The organism is Caulobacter sp. P4_E5, assembly GCF_056401555.1.
In genome coordinates this window covers 1-11,834 of record NZ_JBFUJD010000120.1, presented here as the reverse complement: position 1 = coordinate 11,834, position 11,834 = coordinate 1, and the positions used below count along the sequence as shown (strand labels likewise).

Sequence of the window (11,834 nt, the reverse complement as noted above, 5' to 3'; positions counted from 1 at the left end):
GTGCTGCTGCGCGGCACCAAGCGTGAAGACGTCGAGCGCGGCCAAGTGCTGTGCAAGYCGGGTTCGATCACGCCGCACACCAAGTTCGTGGCCGAAGCCTACATCCTGAACAAGGAAGAAGGCGGCCGTCACACCCCGTTCTTCACCAACTACCGTCCGCAGTTCTACTTCCGCACGACTGATGTCACCGGCATCATCAAGCTGAAGGAAGGCGTGGAAATGATCATGCCGGGCGACAACGCCGAGCTGGACGTCGAGCTGATCACCCCGATCGCCATGGACCAAGGCCTGCGCTTCGCCATCCGTGAAGGCGGCCGCACCGTCGGCGCCGGCGTCGTCGCCAAGATCGTCGAGTAATCGATCGATCTAGCTTCGGCTGACAATGCGAAGGCCCCGGAGGAAACTCCGGGGCCTTTTGCTTTTGCGGCCTCGTCGGCATGGGTTCGCTCCCTAACACCGACCTCCCCGGCGAAGGCCGGGGCCCAGATTTATCCGAAAAGGTTGGGGCTGACGCGCCCCCTGCATCGCGCTGTCCCCGTGAAGCTCTTGGTTCGACCTGGACCCCGGCTTTCGCCGGGGAGGTCGGGGAAGGGAACGCCTCGTTTGGCGAGACCGTAACCACTCACCCTCCCACCGCCTGCGGCGGCGGGTCCCTCCCTCTCTCAAAGAGAGAGGGGAAAGGAAGGCCAGCCCTCGCCGTCCCCACTCTGTTGACCGTCGTCTTGACGGCTTGGCCCGAAAGGCCCAGCACCGACGCAGGGACGGGAGCCAGCGCTTGGATTTGCGACGGAAGATCAGGGACAATGTCGTCGCCCGCTACGGTCTAGCCGTGGCCCTGGCGGCCGGCGCGGTGCTGCTGCGGTTCGCCTTGACGTCGGTGTTCCCACCGGGGTTTCCCTATGTGACCTTCTTCCCGGCCATCTTGGTGGCGACCTATTTCGGCGGGTTCCGAGGCGGCGTGGTCTGCGCGGCGCTGTGTGGGGTGGCGGCCTGGTGGTTCTTCATCCCGCCGGTCCACACCTTCAAGTTCGACCTGTCGATGGCCGTGGCCCTGGCCTTCTACGTCCTCGTGGCCGGGGTGGAGATCTTCTTCATCGATGGCATGCGCACGGCGCTGGGCGACCTGGAGGACGAGCGCGAGCGCTATCGCGATCTGGCCGAGAGCCGCGACCTGCTGTACCGCGAACTGCACCACCGGGTGAGCAACAACCTGCAGGTCGCCGGCGCCCTGCTGCGCCTGCAGGGCCAAGGGGTCGCCGACGTCCGCGCCCGCCAAGCCCTGTCCCAGGCCGGCGAGCGGATCGAGGTCATCGCCCGCATCCAGCGCGAGCTGCACAACCGCACCGGCGAACCCGTCCCGTTCCGCGCCTTCGCCGAGGCCCTGCTGGCCAGCGCCGCCGCCGCGGCCGGCGCGCGCGTGCGCCTGACCCTGGAGGGCGGCGAGCAGCCCCTGCATCCTGATCAGGCCACGCCGGTGACCCTGGTCATGCTGGAGAGCTTCAACAACGCCCTCGAGCACGGCTTTGGCGAGGCTGGTGACGGTGAGGTGCGGGTGACCTTGGACCAATCGGGCCTGACCCACGTGCTGACCGTCGGCAATGACGGCGCCGGCCCGCCGCCGGGCTTCGACCCGGCCGCGTCCAAGAGCCTGGGCTTGCGCATCGTCCGCGCCATGGCCCAGCAGCTGGGCGGCAAGTTCGAGATGGCGCGGGAAGACGGCTGGACCGTGTGCCGGCTCAGCTACGCGCCGAAGCGGGATTAAGCTTCGACAATCCGCCCCCTGGCGGGGGAGGATCTAGAGGGGCAGCCGATAGAACCGCGTATCCACCGCCATGCGCGGGAACGCCGCCGGCAGGGCCTCGGCCTGGACCAGCTCGAAGCCGTTCTTCTCGTAGAACCGGTGGGCGGCCTGGAAGCGGTCGGTGGTGCCCAGCCACACCGTCTTGACGCCGTGGTCCCGCGCATGGGCCAAGGCGGTGTCCAGCAGGGCCTGGGCCGCGCCGACCGACCCGCGCGCGCGCGGCTTGACGAACATCTTGCGCAGGGCGACCGCGCCGTCGCCGATGTCCTTCAGGGCGATCGTGCCGACCGCCTCGCCGCCCAGCTCGGCCAGCCAGAACTGGCCCGCGCCGGTCTGGTACCAGGCGGGGATGGCCGCCAAGTCCGGCTGGTCGGCGGCGGTGATCGAAAAGCCGAACTCCTCGCGCTGGACCGGCAGGATCACCCCGACGACGGCGCCCTCGTCGCCGGGGTGGAAGATCCTGACGATCACGGCCGCTACAACCGATCGGCCGGAATCGCCTCGCCTCGGCCCTGGGCCTCGCGCGGGGTGGTCAGGCGACCCAGTTTCGGGGCCAGCCAGCGCTCGATGTCGTCGATGATCTCATAGACCACCGGCACCAGCACCAGCGACAGCACCGTCGAGGTGATCAGGCCGCCGATCACCGCCACGGCCATGGGCTGACGGAACTCCGAGCCGGTGCCGATGCCCAGCGCCGTGGGCAGCATGCCGGCCATCATCGCCAGGGTGGTCATGACGATCGGCCGGGCCCGCTCGTGGCAGGCGTCGACGATGGCCTCGCGCTGACTCATGCCCGCGCGCTCCTGCTCGATGGCGTACTCGACCAGCAGGATCGAGTTCTTGGCCGCCAGGCCCATCAGCATCAGGAAGCCAATCAGCGACGGCATCGACAGCGACTGGCCGGTGATCAGCAGGGCGAAGAACGCGCCGCCGATCGCCAGGGGCAGGGCCGACAGGATGGTGATCGGCTTGAAGAAGCTGCGGAACAGCAGGATCAGTACGCCGAACACCAGGCCCACCGCCGACAGCAGGGCCACCGCGAAGCCGGTGAATAGCTCGACGAAGGCTTCCTGGTCGCCGGCCGTGGCCGGACCGACGCCGGCCGGCAGCTTCTTCATGGTCGGCAGGTTGCCGACGTCGGTCATCGCCTGGCCCAGCTGGGCGCCGTTGTTGAGGTCGGCCTCGATGGTCACCTGCCGCTTGCGGGCGAAGCGGTCGATCTTGGCCGGACCGGCCTGGAACGACAGGTCGGCCACACTATCCAATCGCGTCGTACCGCCGCTGGCGGTGGGCACGCGCAGGGCGCCCAGGGCCTCGAGGTCGCGGCGGCTGTCGGCCGGCAGGCGTACGCGGATCGGGATCCGGCGCTCGCCCTGGGTCATCTTGGCGACGTTGGCGTCGATGTCGCCCACCGTGGCCACGCGGGCGATGGCGGCGATGTCGGCCGAGTTGACGCCCAGGCGGGCGGCCTCGTCGGCTTTGGGCCGGATCAGGATCTCCGGACCGCTGGGCGGCGAGGAGGGGCGCGGATCGGCGACGGTGTCGAGCTTCTGCATCTCGCGCTCGATCTGGGCCGCCGTGCGCTCCAGCAGCGGGCCGTCCTCGGAGATCAGGATGGTCTGGACCTCGGAGGTGCCCCAGTCGCCCAGCAGGTTGACGCGGGCGTCGGGAATGTCGTGCAGGCCGTTGCGGACCGCCTGCTTGATCTCCGTCACGGTCTGGTCGCGGTCGCCGTTCAGCACGATGGTGATGGTGGCGTCGCGGATGTCGGCCCCGCTCTGGCCGCCCCAGCCGCTGCCGATGTTCGAGCCGACCTGGGCGAAGACGTGGGCTACTTCGGCGCGCTTGCGGAACATGGTGGTCACCGACTGGACCGTGCGCTCCATGTCGGCCGTGGTCGCGCCGGGCGGGCCCTGGACCTTCAGGTAGTAGTAGTTGTTGTTGGCCGCCGGCTGGAACGCGGTGGGCAGGAAGCCGGCCAGCATGATCGAGCCGACGAAGATCAGGCCGCCGATGATGCAGGCCAGGATCCGGTGGTCCAGTGACCAGTCCAGGACGTTGCGGTAGAAGCCCTTGAAGTCCTTGCGCGGATGCGGGTCCTTGGCCGGCTTCAGGAAGTAGGCGGCCAGCAGCGGGGTCAGCAGGCGGGCGACCACCAGCGAGAACAGCACCGCCACGGCCACCGTCAGGCCGAACTCCTTGAAGAACTGGCCGGGCGTGCCGGGCATGTAGGACACCGGCACGAACACCGCGACGATGGTGAAGGTGGTGGCCACGACCGCCAGGCCGATCGCGTCGGCGCCCTCGATCGCCGCCTGGAAGGGTCTCTGGCCCCGGGCGACGCGCTTTTCGATGTTCTCGATCTCGACCACGGCGTCGTCGACCAGGATGCCGATGACCAGGGTCAGGGCCAGCAGGGTCACGACGTTCAGCGAGAAGCCCATGATCGCCATGAAGGCGAAGGTGGGCACCAGCGACACCGGCATGGCGATGGCGGTGATCAGGGTGGCGCGCCATTCGCGCAGGAACAGGAACACCACCAGCGAGGCCAGCAGCATGCCTTCCAGCAGGGTGTGCTCGGTGGCCGTGAAGCTGGCGCGGGTCTCGTCGACGGTCGAGAAGATCTTCACGAACGTGACGCCGCCCTGCTTCTCGGCCAGCTTGTCGACTGCGGCCTTGACGCGGTCCTCGACGGCGACGTCGCTGGAGTCGCGGGTCTTCATCACCTGAAAGGCGACGACGGGCCTGCCGTCGAGGCGGGCGAAGCCGCGCTGCTCCTCGGCGCCCTGGCCGACCTGGGCGACGTCGGTCAGCTTGACGTAGCGGCCGCCGGCCACGGGGATGGTGATCTGGCGCAGCTGCTCGACCGTGGTGGCCGCGCCCAGCACGCGCAGGGTCTGCTCGCGGCCGCCGACATTGGCGCGGCCGCCGGGGGCGTCGACGCTGAAGCTGGCCAGGGCCGTGTTCAGCTGTGGGGCGGTGACCCCGAACGAGGCCATGCGGTCCGGGTCGATGACGACGTTGATCTCGCGATCGACCCCACCGACGCGCGCCACCTGGGCCACGCCCTTTTCGCCCTGCAAGGCGCGGGTGACGCTGTCGTCGATGAACCACGACAGCTCGGTCGAACTCATGTTCGGGGCCGAGACGGCGTAGGTGATGATCGGCGCGCTGGTGATCTCCAGCCGCTGGACGATCGGCTCGTCCACCTCGCGCGGCAGCAGCGAGCGGGTCTGGTCGACCTTGGAGCGGACCTCGTCGGTGACCTTCTGCAGGTCCTCGCCGAGGTTGAACTCGATCGTCGTGGTCGAGGCGCCCTGCACCACCGACGAGCGGATGGTCTTGACGTTGGAGATGCTGGCGACCGCGTCCTCGATCGGGCGGGTGACCTGGGTCTCCATCTCGCCGGGCGCGGCCCCGCTCTGGGTGACCGTCACGGTGACGGCGGGGAACTCGACATTGGGGAACTGCTTGATCGGCAGGGCCATGTAGCAGCCGATGCCGGCGATCATCAGGGCGATGAACAGCACCGCGACCGGGATCGGGTTGCGGATCGCCCAGGCGGAGATCTTCAGCTCGGCGGTCTTGTGGCCGCCAGGGTTTTGTTCGCCAACCATCAGCGAGCGGCCTGTTGCTGGGCCGGAGCCGGGCGAATGACGTCGCCGTCGGTGACGAACGAGGCACCGCCCAGGACGATGCGCGTTCCGGCGGGCGGTCCCTGGACCAGCTGGGCCCAGCCGCCGCCCTTCTGGCCGATCTTCACGGCGGCCTGGTGGGCGCGATTATTGCTGTCGACCGTCATCACATACAGGCCGTCGGCCTCGTAGCGGATCGCCGATTCCGGAATGGCGGTGACCGGCGCGGTCGAGGCGCCGAAATTGGCGCGGCCGAAGCCGCCGGGACGCAGGTCGGGGCGCACGGGCAGGCGCACGCGCACCTTGCCCAGGCGGTTGGCGCTGTCGACGCGCGGGCTGACCAGGCGCACGACGCCGGAGATCGACTGGCCGCCGGGCAGGGACACCTGGGCCGGCTGGCCCGGGCGGATCCCCGCCAGGTCGGCCTCGTTGACCTCGGCGTCCAGCTCGACCAGGCCGTCGCGGGCGATGGTGAACCACGGGGTCGTGCCGCCGCCGGCGATCTGGCCGGGTTGCACGCCGCGCTGCAGCACCCGGCCGCTCACCGGCGAGGTGATGGTCATGCGCGAGACGCGGGTCCGCAGCTCCTTCAGCGCGGCTTCCTGGGCCTTGGCCTGGTAGCGGCGGGTTTCGATCTGCTCCTGGCTGAGGATGCCCTGGCCGTCGAGGCCAGAGACGCGGGCCGCTTCGGCCTGGGCCTGGGCGGTGACCGCGGCCTGCTGGTCGACCTGGGCGCGCAGCAGGGTGGCGTCCAGCTGGGCCAGGGGCTGGCCGGCCCGCACCCAGTCGCCTTCGTCGGCATGGAGGCGCGCGACGCGATAGCCGGTCAGCTCCGAGCCGACGGCGGCCTCCTCGCGCGAGACCAGTAGGCCCGAGGCCTCGATCCCGCCGCCTAGCGGCCGGGTCTCGACGCTGCCGACGCTAACCGTCCGCGCCTGCGCGGCGGCGGCGGGTTTCTTGGCGGTCTCGTCGGGCTTCTTGCCGCAGGCGGTCAGGCTTACGGCGCCGCAGACCAGGGCGGTGGCGATCATGGAACGGGTCGTCATCGGGGCGGGTCTCATTGGGCGGAAGCTTTGCCGGAAGAGGCTTGGGGGGGAACGGCTTGCGGCGACCAGCCGCCGCCGAGGGCCTTGTAGGTCTGGACGGCGCGTTGCAGCGCCTGGGTCTGGGCCCCGGTCAGGGCGGTGCGGGCCGAACGCCAGGACTGCTCGGCCTGCAGGGCCGTGGTCAGGTCGGTCAGGCCCATGCCGTAACCTTTGCGGCTGGCCTCGTAGGCGACGGCGGCGCGGCGTTCGCCGGCGGTCAGCAGGGTGACGCGACGCTCGTCGGCGTCCTGCTGGACCAGCGCCCCCTCGACCTCGCCAAAGGCGGTCTGGACGGTCTTTTCGTAGGTGACGGCGGCCTGTTCGACCCGGGCGTTGTCGGCCTTGATGTCGGACATCAGCTTGGGGATGTTCAGCACCGGGATCGACAGGTTCGCGCCCAGGGTCCAGGCCGAGCTGGTCGTCGAGGCCGTGGAGCCAGGGCTGAGGAAGCTGGGGGTGATCGACTTGGAGATCCCGACGCCCGGCGTCAGGGTCAGGGTTGGGAACAGGGCCAGCTCGCTGATGTTCAGGCTGCCCGAGGCCGAGGCCAGGCGGGCGGCGGCTTCGCGCACGTCGGGACGGCGGGCCAGCAGCTCGGCGGGGGCGGCGGCCGGGACCGGCGGGGCCTTGGCCAGGACCGGCTCGACTGGCAAGCTGGCCAGCGGGTCGACGCCCTTGCCGACCAGGATCAGCAGGCTGCGGCGCGAGGCCTGCAGCTGGCCTTCCAGGGCGGCGACCTGGGCTTCGGCCTGGGCGAGGTCGGCGGCGGTGCGGTCGCCCTCGGACGTGGCCGACAGGCCGCGGCGGCCCTTCTCGGCCGAGACGTCGTACAGCGACTTGGCGATGCGGGCGTTCTCGCGGGCGTCCTGCAGCTGGACGGCGTAGCCGCGCGCCTCGAAATACGACTGGGCGACATTGGCGGCCAGGGCCGCGCGGGCGCCTTCATACACGAAGCGGGCCGCGGCCAGGTCGTTGTCGACCACGCGGCGGGCCGCGCCCCGGCGGCCGATCAAGTCGAGCTCCCAGGAGACGTCGAAATTGGCCGAATAGGTCTTGCTGACCCCGCCCTGGGTGAAGCCGCCGGTGCCGCTCTGGTCGATGATGTCGGTGTCGGTGCGCTTGGCCGAGCCCACCAGCGGCGTCTGCGGGATGTAGATCTGGCGGATCTGGCCCTGGCGCACGGCGCGGGCTTCTTCCAGGCGGGCGGCCGCCAGGCGCGCGTCGGGGGCCTGGGCCAGGGCGGTCGTGACCAGATCGTTCAAGACCGGGTCGTTGAAGGCGGTCCACCACTGGTCCAGGGCCTGGGACGGCAGCGGCGCTCCGCGCGGGGCTTCGTAGGCGGCGGGCAAACGCGCGTCGACCGGGCGCGCGGGCGTGGTGCAGGCCGACAGACTCGCGCCGGCCAGCACGGCGGTCGAAACGAGCAGGACGCGAGACGAGCCAATAGGCCGGCCTGGACGCCGAGAAGCGCCGGTCTTGGCGAGACGCATGAAGGTTCTAACCCAGTTATTGTTGGCCCGCTGGCGGGGGCCTGGCGACCAATGTTTTCCCACTTAGGCGCGCATCGGCCGAAGGAAAACCCCCCAGCCAACGCTTTAGCGAAGCTTATCTTGCGACGCCCGAGTCCCCGGGCGCCGTAGGAACCATACCTTTCCATGGTGCGGCGGGATGACGCGGGGCGTGTTGCTCATTCCTTGCGGCAGTTGACGGCGCTGCAAAACATACCGCATCATCGAAACAGATGTTCGACTTCATTGATCGGCATCCGCTCTGGTTGCGAAACCAGAGGAGTATACGTGGCTTTTCAAGCATCCGGCCCAAGGGGACCACGGCTTGTCGGCTCTAGACGGCGCATCACCAAGTTTCGAAAACGAACGCTCTCGGGCGTGCGGGGGGCGGCGCGCCGGCCTGGCCGCGCGTGTCCGGGGTCGTGCGCCCTTTGGGAGACCACCACCGAGCTGAATGTCCTCTGGCCCCGCGAAGACGAGCGGCCAGTCAAAGAATAATCGAGGGAGGGAAAACCATGACACGAACCAGCTTCCTGCGCGGAGGCTCGCGCCTCGCGCTGGCCATCGCGCTCGGCGGAGGACTAGCGGGCGCGACCGGCGCCCAGGCGCAGCAGAAATCCAACAACGACGCCCCGGTCGAGGTCGAGGAAGTCGTCGTCACCGGCTCGTTCATCAAGGGCACGCCCGAGGACGCGGCCCTGCCGGTCGACGTGATCGGCGCCGAGGAGCTGCAAAAGCGCGGCTCGCCTTCGACGGTCGAGCTGCTGAAGGCCCTGTCGGTGTCCAGCGGCGTGCTGGGCGACACCAACCAATTCGACAGCCGCGCCCAGGGCTCGGAAGGCTCGGGTTCGGTCAACCTGCGCGGCCTGGGCTCGCAGCGCACCCTGGTGCTGCTGAACGGCCGCCGCATGGCGATCAATCCGTTCGGCCAGGCCGGGGCGGGCATTGTCGACACCAACATCATTCCCGCCGCCGCCATCGGCCGGCTGGAGGTGCTGAAGGACGGCGCCGCGGCGACCTATGGCTCGGACGCTATCGCCGGCGTGGTCAACTTCATCACCAAGAAGAACTTCCAGGGCCTGGAGGCGGCCGCCGACTATCGGATCATCGACGGGTCGAAGGGCGACTACGGCCTCAGCCTGACGGCGGGCAAGGTGTGGGACAACGGCAACGTCCTGGCCAGCATTGGCTGGCAGCACCGCTCCAAGCTGTCGGTCGCTGACCGTGACTGGGCCAACAAGCCCTATCTGAGCAACCCGGAAGCCGGCTGGTCGGCCGCTGGCAACCCCTCGACCTTCATCCCGCTGGCCAGCACCACCAGCGGCCTGCGCGACCCGGCCTGCGCGGGCCTGGGCGGCTTCCCGGGCTTCAGCGGCCTGACGCCGGTCTGCTACTGGCACTACACGCCGTTCGACAATCTGGTCGAAAAGTCCAACGCCGTGCAGGCCTATGCCGAGGCCAATGCGGACCTTTCCGCCAAGACCAAGTTCCATGCCGAGGTCCTGTATTCCCACACCGACGTACCTGACTGGAACACATCGCCGTCCTACGCGGCCCTGGCYGTGCCGACCGCGGAAGCCTCGCCCATCGCGGGCCGCTACATCGTGCCGGCCACCAACCCCGGCCTGATCGCCTTCATGGCGGCCAATCCGACGGTGCAGCTGACCAGTCTGGTCACCGGCGCCACCTCGACCGTACCCAGCTCGATCTTCGCTTTCGGGGCCATCAACGCCGCCAACCGGCCGTTCGCCCTCGGCGGCAATCCGAAGTTCGGCTACGGCCCCTCGATCGGCTCGCGTTCGTTCGACGCCTTCCGCGTCTCGGCCGACCTGTCGGGTGAGTTCGAGAATGGTGTCGGCTGGGACGTCGCCCTGACCTATTCGCAGGAAGTGGGCGTGCGCACCGGCTACGACACCCTGGTCAACCGCTTCGCCCTGGCGCTGCAGGGCCTGGGCGGCCCGCTGTGCGACAGCAACCCGACCACCCCTGGCGTCCAGGGCACGCCGGGTGTCGGCCAGTGCATGTATTACAACCCCTTCGCCAGCGCGATTCCCAGCAACGCGATCACCGGCACGGCCAACCCGGCCTACAACTCGGCCCTGGCCAACAACAAGGACCTGGTCGACTGGTTCTTCAAGAAGCTGTCGACCAAGCAGTCCTCGCGCCTGTTCGTCGGCGAGGCGGTGCTGAACGGCAAGACCAACATCACCCTGCCGGGCGGCGACGTCGCCTGGGCCGCGGGCGTCCAGTACCGCCGCACCTACTTCAAGGCCGACTACAACGACATCAGCAACGCCGCGATCAATCCGTGCGTGAACACCCCGGACTTCGGCGTGACCACCTGCACGGGCTCGCAGCGCAATGGCCCCTTCATGTTCCTGGGCGTTGGCAACGAGGCCGACAACCAGAGCGACGTGATGGCCGGCTTCGGCGAACTGTCGGTGCCGATCACCGAGGACTTCCAGGCCCAGCTCGCCGCCCGCTACGAGAAGTACGGCGGGGCGGTCGGCTCGACCTTCAACCCCAAGGCCTCGCTGCGCTGGCAGGCCCTGCCCTGGATGGCGGTCCGCGCCTCGGCCGGCTCGACCTTCCGCGGCCCGCCGGACCCGCAGACCACCACGACCTCGATCACCTCGCTGCAGGGCATCCTGGGCGTGTTCCGGGCCGTGGACATCTTCGGCAACCCGAACCTGAAGCCGGAAAAGGCCAAGACCTATAATTTCGGCCTGCTGTTCAACGCCGGCGACTTCAAGGCCAGCGTCGACTACTTCGCCTTCGACTTCAAAAACCCGATCGTGGCCGAGCCGGTGGCCGGCATGGTCTCGGCGCTCTATCCGAACGGCGCGGCGGGGGTCAACAACTGCGCCAATCCGGCCTATGCGGGCCTGGTGGCGCGCTTCACCTTCAACGGCGCCTGCGGGACGCCGACGACCAGCATCGCCCGCCTACGCACCAACTATATCAACGGCGCGCCGGTGAAGAACTCGGGCTTCGACTTCTCGGCCGACTACCGGTTCCGGAACGTGTTGGGCGGCGACGTCGGCATCGGCGGCAACGCCACCTACATCCGCAAATACAGCGTCGGCGCCACCCAGGTGGAGGGCGTCACGGTCGAGAAGGCCTTCGAGGCCGTGGGCCTGCTGAACTACCAGACCACGGTCGTGCCGATCCCCAAGTGGAAGGGCGACGTCTTCGTCGAGTGGAACATGGGGCCGCATAACCTGCGGGCCTCCGTCAACTACATCGGCGGCTACACCGACCAGCGCACCGCGCCGTTCGCGGCCAACGCCTACAAGGACACCACGGGCGCGGGCGTGACGGTCGCCGCCGGCAAGAAGATCGACGCGCAGATCCTGACCAACCTGGCCTATCGCGTCTTCCTGCCCTGGGACACCACCGCGACCCTGGCGATCACCAACGTGTTCGACAAGGATCCGTCCTACGCCCGCCTCGACCTGGGCTACGACCCGTTCACCGGCGATCCGCTGGGCCGCACTTACAAGTTCGGCCTGCGCAAGAAGTTCTAGTTCGTTCCTCGAGCGTGTGAGACCTCACGGCGCGTCCTCCCCAGGACGCGCCGTTTTCTTGAAAAATCCCTCTCTCATAGAGAGAGGGAGGGGCCCGCGCCGTTAGGCGTGGGAGGGTGAGAGGTTTCACCGCTAGCCGGGAAATCTCCGTCCTTTGCGCCCACTATGCCTTCGCCGGGGAGGTCGGGAGAAGGGGGAGCTTCGTTCTGAGAGATTATAACCTCTCACCCTCCCACCGCTTCGCGGCGGGCCCCTCCCTCTCTCTATGAGAGAGGGGT

6 protein-coding genes and 1 pseudogene are annotated in these 11,834 nt (G+C 68.9%); 3 read left to right on the top strand and 4 right to left on the bottom strand.

All coding sequences use genetic code 11. The features are described from left to right. Together AC1DSO_RS23485 and AC1DSO_RS23480 are read left to right on the top strand one after the other, a co-directional pair. On the top strand, positions 1 to 357 hold a 357-nt coding region (locus tag AC1DSO_RS23485; RefSeq protein WP_477071110.1), incomplete at its 5' end, for an EF-Tu C-terminal domain-related protein. A 418-nt stretch (positions 358 to 775) separates the two neighbouring features. Next, positions 776 to 1,762 carry a sensor histidine kinase gene (locus tag AC1DSO_RS23480; protein ID WP_477071109.1) on the top strand — a complete coding sequence of 329 codons (987 nt, stop codon included), beginning with the start codon at positions 776 to 778 and terminating at the stop codon, positions 1,760 to 1,762. Positions 1,763 to 1,795: 33 nt separating this feature from the next. Here AC1DSO_RS23480 and AC1DSO_RS23475 read toward each other — a convergent pair whose 3' ends face one another. The 4 genes from AC1DSO_RS23475 to AC1DSO_RS23460 are packed head-to-tail and all read right to left on the bottom strand — an operon-like array spanning position 1,796 to position 8,011. Then, the gene (locus AC1DSO_RS23475) at positions 1,796 to 2,272 is read right to left on the bottom strand and encodes a GNAT family N-acetyltransferase (RefSeq protein ID WP_477071108.1); all 477 of its coding nucleotides are present in this window, start codon (positions 2,270 to 2,272) and stop codon (positions 1,796 to 1,798) included. Between the two features lie 5 nt (positions 2,273 to 2,277). Next, positions 2,278 to 5,418 (bottom strand): efflux RND transporter permease subunit, encoded by a 3,141-nt coding sequence (locus AC1DSO_RS23470; RefSeq protein ID WP_477071107.1) that lies wholly within the window; start codon positions 5,416 to 5,418, stop codon positions 2,278 to 2,280. Then, positions 5,418 to 6,497 carry an efflux RND transporter periplasmic adaptor subunit gene (locus AC1DSO_RS23465; RefSeq protein ID WP_477071106.1) on the bottom strand — a complete coding sequence of 360 codons (1,080 nt, stop codon included), beginning with the start codon at positions 6,495 to 6,497 and terminating at the stop codon, positions 5,418 to 5,420. Before AC1DSO_RS23465 ends, AC1DSO_RS23470 begins: the two co-directional genes overlap by 1 nt. Continuing rightward, positions 6,494 to 8,011: an efflux transporter outer membrane subunit gene (locus AC1DSO_RS23460; protein ID WP_477071105.1), complete on the bottom strand. Its 1,518-nt coding sequence runs from the start codon at positions 8,009 to 8,011 to the stop codon at positions 6,494 to 6,496. The genes AC1DSO_RS23465 and AC1DSO_RS23460 overlap by 4 nt, the downstream gene beginning before the upstream one ends. Before the next feature lie 165 nt (positions 8,012 to 8,176). On the opposite strand from AC1DSO_RS23460, the pseudogene AC1DSO_RS23455 reads away from it, so the two are divergent. Further along, positions 8,177 to 11,556 (top strand): annotated as a pseudogene (locus tag AC1DSO_RS23455) (TonB-dependent receptor). The last annotated feature ends 278 nt before the right edge of the window (positions 11,557 to 11,834 follow it).